The sequence below is a fragment of the Streptomyces sp. NPDC006332 genome (assembly GCF_040612855.1).
In the GTDB taxonomy this organism is placed as follows: domain Bacteria; phylum Actinomycetota; class Actinomycetes; order Streptomycetales; family Streptomycetaceae; genus Streptomyces.
Genome location: NZ_JBEXRA010000014.1, coordinates 157743 through 175961 on the forward strand (window position 1 = coordinate 157743; position 18219 = coordinate 175961).

General features: G+C 70.0%; 21 protein-coding genes. 4 read left to right on the plus strand and 17 right to left on the minus strand.

Going from position 1 to position 18219, the window contains the following annotated elements:
* Positions 1 to 8: 8 nt before the first annotated feature.
* The 4 genes from tsaE to ABZ027_RS15740 all read right to left on the minus strand — a co-directional run bounded on the left by tsaE (position 9) and on the right by ABZ027_RS15740 (position 4831).
* Positions 9 to 554, minus strand: a complete 546-nt coding sequence (gene tsaE / locus ABZ027_RS15725; protein WP_356768422.1) for a tRNA (adenosine(37)-N6)-threonylcarbamoyltransferase complex ATPase subunit type 1 TsaE — start codon at positions 552 to 554, stop codon at positions 9 to 11.
* Complete coding sequence (locus ABZ027_RS15730; RefSeq protein ID WP_356768424.1) at positions 520 to 1776, minus strand: alpha/beta hydrolase; 1257 nt, start codon at positions 1774 to 1776, stop codon at positions 520 to 522. Before ABZ027_RS15730 ends, tsaE begins: the two co-directional genes overlap by 35 nt.
* 96 nt (positions 1777 to 1872) lie before the next feature.
* Entirely contained in the window at positions 1873 to 3036 is a 1164-nt protein-coding gene (gene alr, locus ABZ027_RS15735; RefSeq protein WP_356768426.1) for an alanine racemase, read from the minus strand.
* A gap of 349 nt (positions 3037 to 3385) precedes the next feature.
* Positions 3386 to 4831, minus strand: coding sequence for an NAD(P)H-hydrate dehydratase (locus tag ABZ027_RS15740; RefSeq protein ID WP_356768428.1), 1446 nt, complete (start codon positions 4829 to 4831; stop codon positions 3386 to 3388).
* Between the two features lie 386 nt (positions 4832 to 5217).
* Between ABZ027_RS15740 and ABZ027_RS15745 the strand changes: the two genes are divergently transcribed.
* Positions 5218 to 5523, plus strand: a complete 306-nt coding sequence (locus ABZ027_RS15745; protein ID WP_356768430.1) for a hypothetical protein — start codon at positions 5218 to 5220, stop codon at positions 5521 to 5523.
* A gap of 30 nt (positions 5524 to 5553) precedes the next feature.
* Here ABZ027_RS15745 and ABZ027_RS15750 read toward each other — a convergent pair whose 3' ends face one another.
* The 3 genes from ABZ027_RS15750 to ABZ027_RS15760 all read right to left on the minus strand — a co-directional run bounded on the left by ABZ027_RS15750 (position 5554) and on the right by ABZ027_RS15760 (position 6993).
* The gene (locus ABZ027_RS15750; protein WP_356768432.1) at positions 5554 to 5925 is read right to left on the minus strand and encodes a holo-ACP synthase; all 372 of its coding nucleotides are present in this window, start codon (positions 5923 to 5925) and stop codon (positions 5554 to 5556) included.
* Positions 5926 to 6060: 135 nt separating this feature from the next.
* Positions 6061 to 6522: a hypothetical protein gene (locus ABZ027_RS15755; protein ID WP_356768434.1), complete on the minus strand. Its 462-nt coding sequence runs from the start codon at positions 6520 to 6522 to the stop codon at positions 6061 to 6063.
* 108 nt (positions 6523 to 6630) lie between these two features.
* Positions 6631 to 6993: a peptidase inhibitor family I36 protein gene (locus ABZ027_RS15760; RefSeq protein WP_356768436.1), complete on the minus strand. Its 363-nt coding sequence runs from the start codon at positions 6991 to 6993 to the stop codon at positions 6631 to 6633.
* Between the two features lie 273 nt (positions 6994 to 7266).
* On the opposite strand from ABZ027_RS15760, the gene coaA reads away from it, so the two are divergent.
* Positions 7267 to 8235 carry a type I pantothenate kinase gene (gene coaA / locus ABZ027_RS15765; RefSeq protein ID WP_356768439.1) on the plus strand — a complete coding sequence of 323 codons (969 nt, stop codon included), beginning with the start codon at positions 7267 to 7269 and terminating at the stop codon, positions 8233 to 8235.
* 16 nt (positions 8236 to 8251) lie between these two features.
* The gene (locus ABZ027_RS15770) at positions 8252 to 9199 is read left to right on the plus strand and encodes a DUF389 domain-containing protein (protein WP_356768441.1); all 948 of its coding nucleotides are present in this window, start codon (positions 8252 to 8254) and stop codon (positions 9197 to 9199) included.
* A 140-nt stretch (positions 9200 to 9339) separates the two neighbouring features.
* Here ABZ027_RS15770 and glmM read toward each other — a convergent pair whose 3' ends face one another.
* From glmM to rplM, 3 genes are all read right to left on the minus strand, one after another.
* Entirely contained in the window at positions 9340 to 10698 is a 1359-nt protein-coding gene (gene glmM / locus ABZ027_RS15775; protein ID WP_356768443.1) for a phosphoglucosamine mutase, read from the minus strand.
* A gap of 265 nt (positions 10699 to 10963) precedes the next feature.
* Positions 10964 to 11491, minus strand: coding sequence for a 30S ribosomal protein S9 (rpsI, locus tag ABZ027_RS15780; RefSeq protein ID WP_356768445.1), 528 nt, complete (start codon positions 11489 to 11491; stop codon positions 10964 to 10966).
* A 42-nt stretch (positions 11492 to 11533) separates the two neighbouring features.
* Positions 11534 to 11977, minus strand: coding sequence for a 50S ribosomal protein L13 (rplM, locus tag ABZ027_RS15785; RefSeq protein WP_356768447.1), 444 nt, complete (start codon positions 11975 to 11977; stop codon positions 11534 to 11536).
* Between the two features lie 587 nt (positions 11978 to 12564).
* Here rplM and ABZ027_RS15790 point away from each other — a divergent pair.
* On the plus strand, positions 12565 to 13452 hold the full coding sequence (locus ABZ027_RS15790; RefSeq protein WP_356768449.1) for a hypothetical protein: 888 nt from the start codon (positions 12565 to 12567) through the stop codon (positions 13450 to 13452).
* Positions 13453 to 13472: 20 nt separating this feature from the next.
* Here ABZ027_RS15790 and truA read toward each other — a convergent pair whose 3' ends face one another.
* The 7 genes from truA to infA form a co-directional block, all read right to left on the minus strand.
* A complete protein-coding gene (truA, locus tag ABZ027_RS15795) occupies positions 13473 to 14327 on the minus strand; it encodes a tRNA pseudouridine(38-40) synthase TruA (RefSeq protein WP_356768451.1) in 855 nt (284 codons plus the stop codon).
* 144 nt (positions 14328 to 14471) lie between these two features.
* On the minus strand, positions 14472 to 14957 hold the full coding sequence (gene rplQ, locus ABZ027_RS15800; RefSeq protein WP_356768453.1) for a 50S ribosomal protein L17: 486 nt from the start codon (positions 14955 to 14957) through the stop codon (positions 14472 to 14474).
* Positions 14958 to 15163: 206 nt separating this feature from the next.
* Positions 15164 to 16183: a DNA-directed RNA polymerase subunit alpha gene (locus ABZ027_RS15805; RefSeq protein ID WP_356768454.1), complete on the minus strand. Its 1020-nt coding sequence runs from the start codon at positions 16181 to 16183 to the stop codon at positions 15164 to 15166.
* A gap of 245 nt (positions 16184 to 16428) precedes the next feature.
* Positions 16429 to 16833, minus strand: coding sequence for a 30S ribosomal protein S11 (rpsK, locus tag ABZ027_RS15810; protein ID WP_003956432.1), 405 nt, complete (start codon positions 16831 to 16833; stop codon positions 16429 to 16431).
* 64 nt (positions 16834 to 16897) lie between these two features.
* The gene (gene rpsM / locus ABZ027_RS15815; protein ID WP_037680379.1) at positions 16898 to 17278 is read right to left on the minus strand and encodes a 30S ribosomal protein S13; all 381 of its coding nucleotides are present in this window, start codon (positions 17276 to 17278) and stop codon (positions 16898 to 16900) included.
* Positions 17279 to 17481: 203 nt separating this feature from the next.
* Positions 17482 to 17595 carry a 50S ribosomal protein L36 gene (gene rpmJ, locus ABZ027_RS15820; RefSeq protein WP_003974245.1) on the minus strand — a complete coding sequence of 38 codons (114 nt, stop codon included), beginning with the start codon at positions 17593 to 17595 and terminating at the stop codon, positions 17482 to 17484.
* Between the two features lie 59 nt (positions 17596 to 17654).
* Positions 17655 to 17876, minus strand: coding sequence for a translation initiation factor IF-1 (infA, locus tag ABZ027_RS15825; protein WP_003948620.1), 222 nt, complete (start codon positions 17874 to 17876; stop codon positions 17655 to 17657).
* Positions 17877 to 18219 lie beyond the last annotated feature (343 nt).

Below are 18219 nucleotides of genomic sequence, written 5' to 3' on the forward strand. Positions count from 1 at the left end.
GCGGACCGTCAGGCGGACAGCACGCTCAGGTCCACGGCCGCCCAACGCTCCCCGAGCCCGGTCACCGTCACGTGGCGCACCTCGTCCGTCTCCGCTGTCCGGGGGTTCGCCCCCTCGGCGGGCGCGGTCCCGACGGTCCGGTGGATGAGGATCTCCATCCGGTCGTCGGTCAGCTCCTCGACCTTGCCCTCGCCCCACTCCACCACGATCACCGACTCGGGCAGCGAGACGTCCAGGTCGAGGTCCTCCATCTCGTCCAGCCCGCCCCCGAGCCGGTACGCGTCGACGTGCACGAGGGGAGGGCCGTCACCCAGGGAGGGGTGCACGCGGGCGATCACGAACGTCGGGGAGGTCACGGCGCCCCGGATCCCGAGCCCCTCGCCCAGCCCCCGGGTCAGTGTCGTCTTGCCGGCGCCGAGCTCCCCGGTGAGCATCACGAGGTCGCCCGCGCGCAGGAGTTTGGCGAGCTGTCGGCCCAGCTCCCGCATCTGCTCGGGGGAGGTGACGGTCAGCTCGGTCTCAACCGGGTCGTGCGGCGCTGCTGGTGCTTCCATAGCCACTTACGGTAGCCCCTGTCGGGACGGCACCGGCGCGGGTGAGCAGGTCGGCGAGGCGGTCGGTGACCACTTCCGGGTGTTCCAGGATCACCAGGTGTCCGGCGTCCGGTACGAGGACCAGTTCCGCGTCCGGCAGCAGGTCGGCGATGGCCTCGCTGTGCTCGCTGGGCGTGACGAGGTCCTGGACCCCGGCCAGCACCAGCACCGGGACGCCCGCGAACTGGGCGAGCGCCTCGGTCTTGTCGTGGTCGTTGAACGCCGGGTAGTACTCGGCGACCACGTCGATCGGGGTGCCCTCGATCATCCGCTCGGCGAAACGGACGATGGCCGGGTCGACGTCCCGGGACGCGAAGGAGTACCGCTTGATGATCCCGGCGAACAGGTCGGCGGTGGCCCGCCGTCCCTTCTCCACCAGGGCCGCCTGCTGCCCGAGCGCCTTCAGCACGCCGGGCAGCACCCGCCGTACGACGTTCACGCCGGCCACCGGCAGCCCGAAGTTCACCTCGCCGAGCCGCCCGGACGACGTACCGACCAACGCGACCCCCACCACCCGCTCGCGGACCAGGTCGGGGTACGCGTCGGCCAGGGCCATCACCGTCATCCCGCCCATGGAGTGCCCGACCAGCACGATCGGCCCCTCCGGCACGGCGGCGTCGATGACGGTCTTCAGGTCGGCGCCGAGCTGCTCGATGGTGACCGGCGCCCCCTCCTCCGCCTGGGCCACGCCCCGCCCTGACCGCCCGTGGCTGCGCTGGTCCCAGTGCAAAGTCCGCACGACGCCCCTGAGCGCCGCGCGCTGGAAGTGCCAGGAGTCCTGGTTGAGGCAGTAGCCGTGGCTGAACACGACGGTGACGGGTGCGGGGTCCTTACGGCCGAAGAGCCGACGCCTGCGGGGCGCCGACCCGCCCTCCGGCTCCACCTCGTCGACCTCGTAGTACAGCTCGGTGCCGTCGTCGGCGTACGCCTTGCCGGGTGTGCCGCGCAGTGCGCCGTACGGGCCGGTCGAGTCCAGCGCGAGCCGTGCCTTCCTGCGCATCCCGCGGCCGACGGTGAGCCGCTCGATGGCGACGCCGGCGGCCGCTCCGGCGGCGACCACTCCTATCGCCGCGCCCGCGAAGCCGGTCGCCCTGCGCCAGCTTCCGGCTCCGGCCGCCTGCGTGGCGGCGGCGACGGCCGCGGCGGCGTCCACGACGACCTCCGCACCACTGCTCTCGCTCACGTACCGCTCCTCTTCGCCGGACCCGCTGTCCTCGCGCGCTCTGTGCGCCTACCCCGGTTGTCGTTCATTCACATGGACGTATTCATGTAGTCGTACTCACGTAGTCGTATTCACATAGACGCGGGGAACGCGTGTTCCGATCCGGGTGACGATCTCGTATCCGATGGTGCCCGCGGCCTGTGCCCAGTCCTCGGCGGTGGGCTCGCCGCGGTCGCCGGGCCCGAACAGCACGGCCTGCGTGCCGGCCTCGGGCTCGTCGCCGCCCAGGTCCACCACGAACTGGTCCATGGCGACCCGCCCGGCCACCGTCCGCCACTTGCCGTCGACCAGCACCGGGCCGGTCCCGGAGGCGTGCCGTGGGATGCCGTCCGCGTAGCCGACGGGCACCAGACCGAGGGTCGTTTCGCCCGGGGTGAGGTAGTGATACCCGTAACTGACGCCATGGCCTCCTGGGACGCGCTTGACCAGCGCGACGGACGCCGACAGCGTCATCACCGGACGCAGCCCGAAGTCGGCGGGGCCGCCCACTTCGGGGCTGGGCGAGAGTCCGTAGACCGCGATCCCGGTCCGGACGAGGTCGAAGTGGGACTCGGGAAGCGTGAGTGCGGCGGGCGAGTTGGCGATGTGCCGCACCTCGGGCCGTACGCCCTGGCCCTCGGCGTACGCCGTCATGTCCCGGAAACGGCTGAGCTGGGCGGCGATGGAGGGATGTCCGGGCTCGTCGGCGCAGGCGAAGTGCGACCAGAGCCCGGTGATCCGCAGCAGTCCGTCCCGCTCGGCGCGCAGGGCGGCGGCGACCAGTTGGTTCCAGTCCTCGCCGGGCTGGCACCCGTTCCGTCCCAGTCCGGTGTCGGCCTTGAGCTGTACGCGCGCGGGCGTGCCGGCCAGCCGGGCCGCCGCGGTGACCTCTTCCAGGGCCCACATCGCGCTGACGGACACGTCGAGGTCGGCCTCGATCGCCTCCCGCCATGGTCCGCCGGGGGTCCACAGCCAGCACATGACGCGGCCGGGCAGCCCCGCGGCTCGCAGCGCGAGGGCCTCCTCGGGCGTCGCGGTACCGAGCCAGCTCGCTCCCGCCTCGACCGCCGCGCGGGCACACGGCACCGCCCCGTGGCCGTACGCGTCGGACTTCACCACGGCCATCAGGGCCGCGCCCGGCGCATGGGCGCGCAGGGTCCGCACGTTGGCCCGCAGGGCGGCCAGGTCGATCTCGGCCCGGGCACGCAGGGGCGCGCTCCACGGGGCTGCTGTCTCACTCATCGCGCCCCAGTGTCTCAGAGTGGTCGGACAGACCTTCGGGACACCTGGGCCTGTGTGGCGGGTGTCGAGTCCGGCAGGGGGCAGCTCCGGCGGGAGTTGGGGCCGCTGCGGCGTCCGATCAGAGAAACGTGAGAGCGGTGCACACGGGGCGCGCCACGCGGCGGGGTCACCTGTTCAGCCCGCCCACTCCCAGCCCGCCCACTCAGCCCGTCCGGCGTTTGAGGACGAGGCCCCTAGGGGCCGAAGCGGGGGCCTGGGGGCGGCAGCCCCCAGAGACGGGACGGGAAGGGGCGGCGGGGGCGAAAACCCCGACGCGCACCCCCACCCGCACCCGACCACGCCTACCCGCCTACCCCGCTACCCCCACGTCCCGCACATCCCGCCACGCCCGAGGAACCGCCGCCGCCACATCATGCGCCCCCACCGGCGCCCCGCCCGCCGCGAACCGACCCGCCAGCCCATGCAGATACGCCCCCGCACTCCCCGCGTCCACCGCCGAAAGCCCCGCCGCCAGCAACGACCCCGTCAGCCCCGACAACACGTCCCCGCTCCCCGCCGTGGCGAGCCAGGACGTCCCCGTGGCGTTCACGCGCACGGCGCCGCCCGACGGTCCGGCCACCAACGTCGTCGACCCCTTCAACAGCACCGTCGCCCCGTACCGCCCCGCCAGCTCCCGCACCGAGGCGAGCCGCGCCGACTCGACCTCCTCCCGGGCCACCCCGAGCAGCGCGGCCGCCTCCCCGGCGTGCGGGGTCATCAGCGTCGGCGCGCTACGGGCCCGTACCGCACCGGCGTCCGCCAGCCGCAACCCGTCCGCGTCGATCAGCACCGGTACGTCCATCGCCAGCACCTCCGCCACCGTCGCGGCGTCGTCCCCCGCGCCCGGCCCCACGACCCACGCCTGCACGCGCCCCGCCTTCTTCGGCCCCCGGTCGGACACCAGCGTCTCGGGGAAGCGGGCGATCACCGCGTCCCCGGCGGGCCCCACGTACCGTACGGCCCCGGCGCCGGCGCGCAGCGCCCCGGAGACGGCGAGCACCGCCGCGCCCGGGTAGCGCGCGGACCCGGCGGCGATCCCGACCACGCCCCGCCGGTACTTGTCGCTCTCCGCCCCCGGCACCGGCAACAGCCGCGCCACGTCCGCGTGCTGAAGGGCCTCCAGCTCGGGTTCGTCCGGCAGCTCCAGTCCGATGTCGACGAGCCGCACCGACCCGGCGTACTCCCGGGCCGGATCGACCAGCAGCCCCGGCTTGTGCGTCCCGAAGGTGACGGTGAGGTCGGCCCGCAGGGCTGTCCCGATCACCTGACCCGTGTCCACGTCGACCCCGCTCGGCAGGTCGACGGCGACGACGGCGGCCCGGGACCGCTCGGCGGCGGCGGCCAACGGCACGGCGTCCGGCCGCAGCCCGCCCTTGCCGCCGATCCCGACGATGCCGTCGACGACGAGGTCGGCCCGCTCGATCAACTCCTCGGCCGCACCGGTCCCCGCGACTGTCCCGCCCGCTCGCCGCAGCGCCGCGAGGCCCTCCGCATGGGTTCGCTCGGGCGCGAGCAGCACGGCCGTGACACCGGCCCCGCGCCGGGCCAGCCGGGCCCCGGCATACAACGCGTCACCCCCGTTGTCGCCACTGCCGACCAGGAGCACCACCCGGCTGCCGTACACCCGCCCCAGCAGATCCGCGCAGGCCGCGGCGAGCCCGGCCGCCGCCCGCTGCATCAACGCCCCGTCCGGAAGCCGCGCCATCAACTCCCGCTCGGCCGCCCTCACCGTCTCCACGCTGTACGCAGTACGCATGTGATCGAGTCTGCCGCAGAAACCCCGCGGATCACGAAGGTCTCCGGCACGTCACGCGCATCCCAGACGTAACCGAGCAGTCAGAACCACGACCCCAGCGGTCGCAGGTGCCGCGCAAACTGTCACCGGAATCTCACGAATGAGCCTGATCCGATAACTTCCAGCCATATTCATCATCGTTCCGCACCCAAGAGTGAAGCGCTTACCAGCGGTAATAGGCCACGTACCGACATATGCCCGGACCTGGGGATGTCTCAGATGCCCCGTGCGCCACACAACACCCCTGGGCAGGGAGCTACACGAAACGCACACTTAGGACGTTCGGCGAGCGCGCGGCCGCAGTCGGGGCCGCGGCAGCCACCCATTCCGTTGAGGACTCTCCCGCGATGACCGATCCGGACATACCTGACAGACCCGTCGGCCCCCTCACCCGAGCCGTCCGCTACGCAGGACGCCTGCTGTGCTGGAGCCTGGGCGTCGGCATGGCCGCAGCCGCCGTCGACTTCATCGTCTCCCCCGACGCTCCCTGGTGGCAGACCATCTGGCCGCTGCCCTGGTACACCACCTGCGCGTCCGCCCTGGCCTGGGCCCTGCTGCGCGCCCGCGAGAAGTCCACCGGCGGCCCCGCCGACGGCGACGACGACCCGCGGACCGAGGAGGACGTCCACACGGAGTGGGACCAGGCGGCGTGAGCCCGGGCGATACCGGCCCCGCCCCGCACGTCACCCCTCCGCGATCACCACCGCCGACGCCACCCCCGCGTCATGACTGAGCGACACATGCCAGGACTGCACCCCGAGTTCCGCCGCCTTGGCCGCGACCGTGCCGGTCACCCGCAACCGTGGCTGCCCGCTGTCCTCGACGTAGACCTCGGCGTCCGTCCACAGCAGGCCCGCCGGAGCGCCCAGCGCCTTGGCGAGCGCCTCCTTCGCCGCGAACCGCACCGCGAGCGAGGCCACACCGCGGCGCTCCCCCGTCGGCAACCGCAACTCGCTGTCGAGGAACAGCCGCTCCACCATGGCGGGCGTACGCTCCAGCGACGCCCGGAACCGGTCGATCTCCGCCACGTCGATCCCTACGCCGATGATGCCCATGCCCCGCACCTTATGACGAGAACGTGAGGCGGGATCAGCTGACAGGACCCGGTGGGCCGGACGGGCCGGTCCACCGGATCCTGGGAAACTTCCCGCATCACGCAGGCATCGTGCGTCGGACAGGCTCCTCGCGGATCAGTCCGCGAACACCCTGCCCTGCTTCACGACGTAGTGCGTCGCCTCGGAGCAGCCGATGGACGGCGTGACCAGCAGACTCACGGTGAGCGGCGCGGGTTCCGTGCTCGCGGTCGAGAACTCGCAGACCGCGCCACTGCCCGTGAGCGGGTACCAGAACCACCCGTCGACGTCGCCCACGGTGACCCGGTCGGACTCCTTCCAGGCGCCACCGGTCTGCGTGTAGACCTGCAGCCGCACGGAGGCGGCGTACTCGTTCTCCGTCGACCGCAGCGCGGTCAGCGTGATCTTGTAGTCGCTGCCGAGGGTGGACGAGGCGATCTGCCGCGTCTGCGGCGGCACGGTGGCGGCGCCGGCCGCCCCGGCGGCGGCGGACCCGAGGCCGGCCGCCATCAGGAGGGTGACGGCCGCGGTCGCGGCGCGACGCGTGCGGTTGCGGTACTGGTTACGGACCAGACTCATGTGTTCCCCCGTTGGAACGAGTTGTCGAGTTGTACTGAAAGGTCGTTTCGAACCGTACGGTCGTAAAGACCCGTCACACGGCCCCGCGGTTGTACGGCGATTCACGCGTCAGCAGAAATCGCGGGCGATGAAGCTCTCCATCTCGTCGTTGCGCCACAGCTCGGGGATCCGCTGGTGTGGCGCGACGCAGCCCATGAAGCCGGTGAGGTTGTCGTTGTCGAACATGACGATGTAGAGGCCGGAGGCGTTGTCGACGCTGCTGATCTCGTTGTCGCCGTTCCACCCGTCGATGTCGTACGGCCCACCGGCGGTGACATCCACGTACCGGCTGCCCTCGTAGTTGCCGTCCTCCCACATGCAGACCCGTCCGGCCCCGCAGTAGCCGTCCGCCTGAGCCTGACCGGCGAACCCGACGGTCAGCGCGGGCACGGCCGACAGGGCGACGAGCCCCGCCTTCGTCCTGGTGCGCATGGCGTTCTCCTCCCGTTGCGGCCGCCCGCCCCGTTCCCCCCGGGGACCAACAGCGACCGTCCGACCACGCTCCCCCACTCCCGCCCCGCACGACACCTCAGAGGTCCTAGGTTGCGCGGGACCCCGGTCGAGCGGCGGCCCGCAGAACCTGAGCTGATCCACTCCCCCAGACCAACACCGCACCCCGTGACGCACCGCACTGCGTGACACACCCCACCCTCCGCCCCGTTCAAACTCCGTTAACAATGGACTGTGATCTCTCCGGTCTCCCCGATGCCCCGGAGCGCCCACCGGCACAGGCCGGAGGCGACTCCCTACGTCGACCTCACCCGAGCCGAGTGGAGCGCGCTGCGTGAGAAGACGCCGCTGCCGCTCACCGCCGCGGAGGTCGAGAAGCTGCGTGGCCTCGGCGACGTCATCGACCTCGACGAGGTGCGGGACATCTACCTCCCGCTCTCCCGGCTCCTCAACCTCTACGTCGGCGCCACGGACGGCCTCAGAGGGGCGCTGAACACCTTCCTCGGCGAACAGGGCTCCCAGTCCGGCACCCCGTTCGTCATAGGGGTCGCCGGGTCGGTCGCCGTGGGGAAGTCCACGGTCGCCCGTCTCCTCCAGGCCCTGCTCTCCCGCTGGCCCGAGCACCCGCGCGTCGAACTGGTCACGACGGACGGCTTCCTGCTGCCCACCCGGGAGTTGGAGGCCCGCGGCATGATGTCGCGGAAAGGTTTCCCCGAGTCGTACGACCGCCGCGCGCTCACCCGTTTCGTCGCCGACATCAAGGCGGGGAAGGACGAGGTCACCGCGCCCGTCTACTCCCACCTGATCTACGACATCGTCCCGGACCAGCGTCTGACGGTCCGCCGCCCCGACATCCTGATCGTCGAGGGCCTCAACGTCCTTCAGCCCGCGCTGCCCGGCAAGGACGGCCGCACCCGCGTCGGTCTCGCCGACTACTTCGACTTCAGCGTGTACGTCGACGCCCGCACCGAGGACATCGAGCGCTGGTACCTCAACCGCTTCAAGAAGCTGCGCGCGACGGCCTTCCAGAACCCGGACTCGTACTTCCGCAAGTACACCCAGGTCTCCGAGGAGGAGGCCCTCGACTACGCCCGCACGACCTGGCGGACCATCAACCGCCCCAACCTCGTGGAGAACGTGGCCCCCACCCGCGGCCGCGCCGCCCTCATCATCCGCAAGGGCCCCGACCACAAGGTGCAGCGGCTGAGCCTGCGAAAACTGTGACCGTTACGCTGCCGCCATGCTGCACCTGCGCCTCATCACCCCCTCCGACAAGACCGACGACGTGGTCCGCCTGATCGAGGAGACGGTCGGCACCACCCACCTCGTCGTACTGCCGGGCAGCGCCCGCAACCCCGCCGGGGACGTGGTGATGTGCGACGTCGCCCGCGAGGCCGGCGACGAACTCCTCACCGGGCTGCAGGCGTTGGGCCTCGACAGCACCGGCTCCATCGCCGTCGAGAACATCGACCTGTCGCTGTCGAAGCGGGCCGACCAGGCCGAGGAGGACGCACCCGGCGAGGGCGCGGACGCGGTCCTGTGGGAGCACCTCACCGACGCGACCCACGAGGAGTCCACCCTCTCCGTCACCTACCTGGCGTTCATCACGCTCGCCACGATGATCGCGGCCTGCGGTGTGGTGCTGGACAACGCGATCCTGATCGTGGGAGCGATGGCGGTGGGCCCGGAGTTCGGACCGCTGGCGGGCATCTGCACGGCGGCGGTCCAGCGAGCACCACGACTGGCGCTGCGCTCACTGACCGCACTGCTGGTGGGCTTCGCGACGGCGATGGCGGTGACCGTCGGCTTCAGCCTCTTCATGGACGCCGTCGGCCTGTTCACCCAGGCCCGGCTGGAGGCCGACCGCCCCAACACCGGCTTCATCTACGCCCCGGACTGGTTCTCGTTCGTCGTGGCGGTCCTCGCCGGAGCCGCCGGCACCCTGTCGCTGACGTCCGCGAAGTCCGGCGCCCTGGTCGGCGTGGCCATCTCCGTGACGACGGTCCCGGCCGCCGCCAACGCGGCCGTGGCGTTGGTCTACAGCGACACCAACCAGGCCTGGCACTCGACGGAACAGCTGTTGCTGAACCTGCTCGGCATCGTCCTGGCCGGCACGCTCACGCTGCTGCTCCAGAAGTGGCTCTGGTCCCTCCAGCGCAAACGAACGGCTCCGCGGAACGCCGGATAGGACCAACCACTGGCACGCCCTCAGGGGCGCGGGGCGCGGTCCAGGTGCGGCGGCTCCACCACGTGGCGCGACCGCCCGCCACACACGTGCGGCCCACCCACGACAGAGCCCCGGACCCCCGCCCCGAACCCGGCCGCCAACTACCCCAGCGCCGACTTCACCGCGTCAGCCAGCCGCCGCGCCACAGACCCGGCCTGATCGATGTCCGCGGCCTCGACCATCACCCGCACCAGCGGCTCGGTCCCGGAGGGCCGCAACAGCACCCGCCCGGTCTCACCGAGCTCCCGCTCGGCGTCCTCCACGGCCGCCGCCAGCTCCGGGGACGTACCGACCCGGGTCCGGTCCACGTCCGGGACGTTGATGAGAACCTGCGGCAACCGCTTCATCACGGCCGCCAGCTCCCGCAGCGAACGCCCGCTCTGCGCGACCCGAGCCGCCAGCAGCAGCCCGGTGAGCGTCCCGTCCCCGGTGGTCGCGTGATCAAGGATGATCACGTGTCCGGACTGCTCGCCGCCGAGCGCGTACCCGTGCTCCTTCATCTCCTCCAGCACATACCGGTCACCGACCGCGGTCTGGATGAGCGTCAGCCCCTCCCGCTCCAGGGCGAGCTTGAAGCCGAGGTTGGACATGACGGTGGCCACCACGGTGTCGGCCCGCAGCGCACCCCGTTCCTTCATCGCCAGCGCGAGGACGGCCATGATCTGGTCGCCGTCCACCTCCGCACCGGTGTCGTCGACGGCCAGGCACCGGTCCGCGTCCCCGTCGTGCGCGATGCCGAAGTGCGCGCCGTGCTCGACGACCGCGGCCTTCAGCAGGTCGAGGTGGGTGGACCCGCAGCCCTCGTTGATGTTGAGGCCGCTGGGCTCGGCACCGATCGTGACGACCTCGGCGCCGGCCCGCGTGAACGCCTCCGGCGACACCCGGGCGGCGGCACCGTGCGCCTCGTCGAGGACGATCTTCAGCCCGTCCAGCCGGTTCGGCAGCACACTCACGAGATGGGCGACGTACTGCTCGAACCCTTCCTCGTGCGTCCGCACACGCCCCACGCCCGCACCCGTCGGCCGGTCCCACGGCGCCCCGGTGCGGTGCTCCTCGTAGACGGCCTCGATACGCTCCTCCAGCTCGTCGTCGAGCTTGTGCCCGCCGCGGGAGAGGAACTTGATGCCGTTGTCGGGCATGGCGTTGTGGCTGGCGGAGAGCATGACACCGAGGTCGGCGCCGAGCTCGGCCGTGAGGAACGCGACCGCCGGGGTCGGCAGTACCCCCACCCGCAGGACGTCGACGCCCGCGCTGGCGAGGCCCGCGACCACCGCGGCCTCCAGGAACTCCCCGGACGCGCGCGGGTCCCGTCCGACCACGGCGGTCGGCCGGTGACCCTCGAACGTGCCCGCCTCGGCCAGTACGTGCGCCGCGGCGACGGAGAGGCCGAGGGCCATCTCGGCCGTCAGATCCGCGTTGGCGACACCGCGCACGCCGTCCGTGCCGAAGAGTCGTCCCACTTGTCCTCCTGAGGAAGCGTCAGTGACGGGAGAGGTTCCGTCCGATGCGGCTGTTCACGGCTCCCGCATCCCAGGCATTCCATGCCTAAACATTCGATCACACAAGTCTTTGAGCGTCTTGTGCCCTTATACGCCCAAGTATGTGATAAACGAACGCCCCGGCGGCACAGTGGCGTGCCGCCGGGGCGTTCGGAGTACGTACGGGCAGGCTCGTGAAAGGGGTACCTACGAGCAGGCCCGTAAACGTACGAGCAGGCAGCGAAGCTTAACGCTTGCTGTACTGCGGAGCCTTGCGGGCCTTCTTGAGACCGGCCTTCTTGCGCTCGACCGCACGGTCGTCACGCTTGAGGTAACCGGCCTTCTTGAGGGCGCCGCGGTTGTTGTCCACGTCGGCCTCGTTCAGCGCGCGGGCCACGCCGAGGCGCAGGGCACCGGCCTGACCGGAGACGCCGCCACCCGAGATGCGGGCGATGACGTCGTAGCGGCCGTCGAGCTCGAGCACCTTGAAGGGCTCGTTGACTTCCTGCTGGTGGACCTTGTTCGGGAAGTAGTCCTCGAGCGTGCGCCCGTTGACCTTCCACTTGCCGGTGCCGGGCACGATGCGGACGCGCGCGATGGCGTTCTTGCGACGGCCCAGGCCGGCGGCCGGCTGCGGGTCGCCGAAGCGGCCGGCGAGGGACTCCGAGGTGTACTCACCCTCGACGGGGACCTCGGACTCGGTGGTGTAGCTGTCGATGTCGACGAGCTCGGTCTCGGTCTCTTCGACCGGCTGCTCAACAGTGGTCTCGGCCACGATGCTCCTCAGATTCTTTTCTGTCTTAGGGGGTGGCCGGAACTACTGCGCGACCTGGGTGATCTCGAACGGCACCGGCTGCTGCGCAGCGTGCGGGTGCACGTCACCCTTGTAGACCTTCAGCTTCGAGAGCATCTGACGGCCCAGCGTGTTCTTGGGGAGCATGCCCTTGACGGCCTTCTCGACAGCCTTCTCGGGGTTCTTGTCGAGCAGCTCGTCGTAACGGACGGAGCGCAGACCACCCGGGTAGCCGGAGTGGCGGTACGCCATCTTCTGGATCCGCTTGTTGCCGGACAGGTGCACCTTGTCGGCGTTGATGATGATGACGAAGTCACCGGTGTCGACGTGGGGAGCGTAGATCGGCTTGTGCTTGCCCCGCAGAAGGGACGCGGCGGTGGTGGCGAGACGGCCCAGGACGATGTCCTGAGCGTCGATGACGTGCCACTGGCGCGTCACATCGCCGGGCTTGGGGCTGTACGTACGCACGGTTCGTAGCCTTCGCTTCGAGTGAATGGTCCTAGACAAGGTCACCGAAACGATCACGACAGCCTGGACCACACTGCGGCGACGCATACCGCGTACGTGGGTCGCTGGTCATCGGCCCGGTGGACCGGTGTAAGGGCCCGTCCCGTGAGAATGAGCAAGCCAATACACAACGAACATGCAGGATACCTGCGGCGCCCGTGCCGGGTCAAAACGAGTGTTTCGCAACCGGACAGGCCCGCTCACCAGTCTACGTCCACCCGATCGGCCCCCATGCCCTCGCGGAGCGACGCCCAGGCCAGGCGGGGTGAGCGGCCCGGGGCACCTCACACGGCGGTGCCCGACCGTGTCGGACGGAACACCCAGGGTCAGCGCGCCCCGGTAGGTCAGACACCGCGCGCCCCGCTCGCCGGATGCAGGACGTGTGGATCGTCATACGGGGAGCCACCGGCACCACGGAGGTTGGCTCGCCCTTCGTACCAACCACCCGGAGATGTCGCTTTTGCGGTCACTCACCGACCGAACGCCCGGGGTTTGAGAGCCTGTTGATGAGGACCGGCGCACCCCGTACCCCGTCTAAGATGCGCCCCATGAGCTTTGGGCAGCAGCAGGGACCACAGTCCCAGTGGGATCCCTGGAAACCACAGTCCCAGCAGCAGCCGTGGGACAACGGCACCGACCAGACCCCGGACTGGGCGGCCCTCGCCGAGGAGTCCGAGACGCGCAACAAGCGGCGCAGGCTGCTGTTCATCGGCGGCGGCGCGCTCGCCACGGTCGCGGTCGGTACGGCCGTGGCCATGGCGGTGGTCTCCGCGAACGGCGGCGACGAGGCGTCGGGCAAGCCGACCTCCCAGCTGCCGGCGTCCGGGGGTGTCGGGAGCGGCTCCGACACCGCGGCCCCGTCGTTCGAGCCGACCAGCGCCCCGCCCCCGCTGGACCCGAAGGACTTCGTCGCCAGCAAGAGCAAGGACACCGCGCCGTTCGGCCCGGAGATCATGTTCCCGGGCAAGCAGCTGACCATGGGCTCGACGGTCTACAAGAAGGGTCCGACGGCCGACACCAAGAGCTGCGCGGCGGCCGCCAAGGGCACCCTCCCCAAGGTCCTGAACGACAACGGCTGCACCCGCCTGATCCGCGTCACCTACACCAAGGACAAGATGGCGGTGACGGTCGGCGTGGCGGTCTTCGACACCGAGGCGAAGGCGGTCGCGGCGAAGAAGCAGGCAGACAAGAAGAGCATCGTCGCCTCGCTGTCCGGCGGCGGCGTCAAGGCCTTCTGCGACGGTTCCTTCTGCCGCTCCACCACCAACTCCTACGGCCGCTACGCCTACTTCACGATCGCCGGCTTCACCAACGGCACGGACGTGACGGAGAAGGACACGCCCGTCTTCACCACCGGCGACGACCTGGCCGAGTTCACGTTCCGCCAGATCCGCCGCCGCGGCGAGGCACAGGCGTCGGCCGCCGCGAACAACTAGGACGCGTCCGGGGGGCCGGTTCAGCAGCAGCCGGCCCCGGGCAGCGACCGCTTGTTCCGCGCCTCCTTGTTCCGCGCGGCCAGCAGCTCGTCGGCCGGGTAGCCGACCTCCTCCAGCGTCAGCCCGTGCGGCCGTACGACATGCACGGCCGAGTCCCGCACCCCGGCGGCCAGCACCTTCCCGGGCCACTCCGGCCCGCGGTGCCCGTCCCCCACGAACAGCAGCGCCCCGATCAGCGAGCGCACCATGTTGTGGCAGAAGGCGTCGGCCCGGACAGTGGCGGTGATGATCCCGTCCTCGCCCTTGGCCAGGGTCAGCTCCTGGAGCGTGCGGATCGTGGTGGCGCCCTCCCGCCGCTTGCAGTAGGCGGCGAAGTCGTGCTCGCCCAGCAGCCGCTCGGCGGCCTCGTTCATGGCGTCCACGTCGAGCGGCCAGTCGTGCCACAGCACATGGTTGCGCAGCAGCGGATCAACGCCCCCGGGGTTGTCCGTGACCCGGTACGCGTACCGCCGCCAGACAGCCGAGAACCGCGCGTTGAAGCCACTGGGTGCCTCCCGCAGCGCCCACACCCGCACATCCCGGGGCAGCCGCCCGGCAAGCCGCTTCAGCAGCTTCTCGTGGTGCTCCCGCCAGACCCCCTCCGGCAGATCGACATGGGCGACCTGCCCCCGCGCATGCACCCCGGCGTCGGTCCGTCCCGCCACGGTCAGCTCATACGTCTCGCGTGACCGCGTGACGGTCCGCAGAGCATCCTCGATCTCCCCCTGCACGGTCCGCCGCCCCCCGGCCTGCTTGGCCCACCCGGAGAACTCGGAGCCGTCATAGGAAAGGTCCAGCCGCACCCGCACGAACCCGGGCTCTACTTCGTCACTCACACAGAGATCCTCTCAGCAACACGAAAGCGGGCCCGCTCCTTGAAAAGGAACGGGCCCGCCAACACCCCTCCAGGGGCGCGGGGAACTGCGCGACAAGCCACGACGGCGCCGCAGCCGCCAACCGAACAGCACCCCGCAGGACGCTTACGCGTCCTTCGACTCCTCGGCGGGAGCCTCGTCGGCCTGGGTCTCCTCGACCTTGGCCTCCTCGGACTCCTTGACCGCACGCTTCGTCGCGGCCTCGGCCTCGCCCGTAGCCTGCTGCTGCACCGTCAGCGCCTCGACCAGCTCGATGACAGCCATGGGCGCGTTGTCGCCACGACGGTTACCGATCTTGGTGATACGGGTGTAGCCACCCGGGCGGTTCTCGTAGCGCGGGCCGATCTCGGTGAAGAGCGTGTGGACGACGCTCTTGTCCGTGATCACCTGGAGCACCTGACGGCGGTTGTGAAGGTCACCCTTCTTCGCCTTGGTGACCAGACGCTCGGCGTACGGACGCAGCTTGCGCGCCTTCGCCTCGGTGGTGGTGATGCGGCCGTGCTCGAACAGCGCCTTCGCGAGGTTCGCGAAGAGCAGCTTCTCGTGCGCGGCACTGCCGCCCAGACGGGCACCCTTGGTGGGCTTCGGCATGGTGTTTCTCCTTGGTGTCTGCCCCGGCCGTATCAGGTACCGGGGTCAGTGTCCGAGCAGGCGGTCACCTGTCGGAGATCCGGGAGCGGCCCCGAAGGGGCGCTCCCGGAAGGGGCGCGGGGCGGTGTTGATATGCGACTCCGTCGCGTGGGCGCGACAAGCCACAGTGCACCCGCACTCGAAAACGGACCGTCGAGCCCGAGCTCTCAGTACTGCTCGGTCTCCACGAACCCGGCGTCCTCGTCGTCCGCGCCGAACGCGTCCGCCGCGGCGGTCGGGTCGAATCCGGGCGGGCTGTCCTTGAGCGCGAGGCCCATGCCGGCCAGCTTCGCCTTGACCTCGTCGATCGACTTCGCACCGAAGTTACGAATGTCGAGGAGGTCGGCCTCGGAGCGAGCCACGAGCTCACCCACGGAGTGGATGCCCTCGCGCTTGAGGCAGTTGTACGACCGAACGGTGAGCTCCAGCTCCTCGATCGGCAGCGCCAGATCAGCGGCCAGGGCGGCGTCCGTGGGGGACGGGCCCATGTCGATGCCCTCGGCGTCGATGTTCAGCTCGCGGGCGAGACCGAACAGCTCGACCAGGGTCTTACCGGCGGACGCCATGGCGTCACGCGGACGCATCGCCTGCTTGGTCTCGACGTCGACGATCAGCTTGTCGAAGTCGGTGCGCTGCTCGACACGCGTGGCCTCGACCTTGTACGTGACCTTCAGAACCGGCGAGTAGATCGAGTCGACCGGGATGCGCCCGATCTCCTGACCCACCTGCTTGTTCTGCACGGCGGAGACGTAACCACGGCCACGCTCGACCGTCAGCTCCATCTCCAGCTTGCCCTTGCCGTTGAGCGTGGCGAGGACGAGGTCGGGGTTGTGCACCTCGACACCGGCCGGGGGCGCGATGTCGGCGGCGGTGACCAGACCCGGGCCCTGCTTGCGCAGGTACATCACGACCGGCTCGTCGTGCTCCGAGGAGACGACCAGCTGCTTGATGTTGAGGATCAGGTCGGTGACGTCCTCCTTGACGCCCGGCACGGTGGTGAACTCGTGCAGGACGCCGTCGATGCGGATGCTGGTGACAGCGGCACCGGGGATGGAGGAGAGGAGGGTACGGCGGAGGGAGTTGCCGAGGGTGTAGCCGAAGCCCGGCTCCAGCGGCTCGATCACGAACCGGGAGCGGAATTCGTCGACGACCTCTTCGGTCAACGAGGGACGCTGAGCGATCAGCATGTGTGGATCAGATCCTTTTTTCGTGGACGCCCGCTATTTGACGCCCGACGGACCCGCACCGACGAAAGTGCGGGGTACTGCAAGGGTACGGGCGGTACCGCCCCGAAGAGCCGTACCGCCCGCAACCTCAAGACAACCTGGCCTCAGACGAGGCGGCGCTTGGGCGGACGGCAGCCGTGCTGCGACCTTGTGGGGGATAACCCCCACACCCCCAGCCGACAGCCGAGCCGCCCTGAGCCGGTGCGTCAGACGCGACGACGCTTCGGCGGACGGCAGCCGTTGTGCGGGGTGGGGGTGACGTCCTGGATCGAGCCGACCTCGAGGCCGGTGGCCTGGAGGGAGCGGATCGCGGTCTCACGGCCGGAGCCGGGACCCTTGACGAAGACGTCGACCTTGCGCATGCCGTGCTCCTGCGCGCGGCGGGCGGCCGACTCGGCGGCCATCTGCGCGGCGAAGGGGGTGGACTTGCGCGAGCCCTTGAAGCCGACGTGGCCGGCGGAGGCCCAGGAGATCACGTTGCCCGAGGGGTCCGTGATCGAGACGATGGTGTTGTTGAACGTGCTCTTGATGTGCGCGTGACCGTGAGCGACGTTCTTCTTTTCCTTGCGGCGCACCTTCTTGGCAGCGCCCTGACGACCCTTGGGGGGCATCTATAACTCCTACGGGAGGTGGTCGGTCCTACAGCGAAGACCGCTGGTGAGCGTCCGCTGAGGACTACTTCTTGCCCGGCTTCTTCTTACCGGCGATGGCGCGACGCGGGCCCTTGCGGGTGCGGGCGTTCGTGCTGGTGCGCTGACCGCGGACGGGCAGACCACGACGGTGACGAAGACCCTGGTAGCAACCGATCTCGACCTTGCGGCGGATGTCGGCCTGGATCTCGCGACGGAGGTCACCCTCGGTCTTGATGTTGTTGTCGACGTACTCACGAATCGCGACGAGCTGCTCCTCGGAGAGGTCGCGAACGCGGGTGTTCGGGTCGATGCCGGTCTCGGCCAGCGTCAGCTGGGACAGGGTCCGGCCGATGCCGAACACATAGGTGAGGGCGACCTCCACACGCTTTTCGCGCGGGATGTCAACACCGGAAACGCGTGCCATTCAATGGCTCCAGTTGATCCTCGGAGGTCTTCCACAGAACCAGTCCCCAGCCGCCGGCCTCTTCGCTCAGAAGATTTGGTACGTCCGGGTCCCCGGCCTCCGAACCGGGGGTGTCAGGCGGCTGCGCCGCCCGGGTCCTGCGTATGAACATGTTCAGCTCGCGTCGCGCGAAGTTCTGCGAATCGCAGAGGGTGGGTCGTGCGTCAGCCCTGGCGCTGCTTGTGGCGCGGGTTGTCGCAAATGACCATGACCCGGCCGTGACGGCGGATCACCCTGCACTTGTCGCAGATCTTCTTGACGCTCGGCTTGACCTTCATGGGGTGAGGTTCTCCGGGTCAGTGCCACCACCCCGCCGGAAGCGGGGCAAGGGCAAGATCTACTTGTACCGGTAGACGATCCGGCCACGCGTCAGGTCGTACGGAGACAGCTCCACCACGACCCGGTCGTCAGGGAGGATGCGGATGTAGTGCATACGCATCTTGCCGCTGATGTGTGCCAGGACCTGGTGGCCGTTCTGGAGCTCGACCTTGAACATGGCGTTCGGAAGAGACTCGACGACAGTGCCCTCGATCTCGATGGCACCTTGCTTCTTGGCCACGCTTCGCCCTTCGAATCGACTACCTTGATCGACTCTCTTTGCGTCCCTTACGGGCGCATGCGGACATGCGGGTGCACGAGAGCCGACGAGTCAGTCTACGTCAGGGCACCCGGAAAGACGAATCGAGGAAGGATGCCCCGGGAGACAGATCTTTAAGCACGCACGAGAGTGCGGCACCCCGTCCGGGGCGCGGGACGCTGCGCGGGCGCCCCGCGGGCGAGGACGGGAATCGTCGGACAGGCCCTAGGTGTATTGATCACGAGCGTTGTTAACGCTGGCCGGGCTTGATCATGGCGAAGGCCTCCGTGTGTGGTGGAGGTGTCGAATCTTCACCGCACGGAGG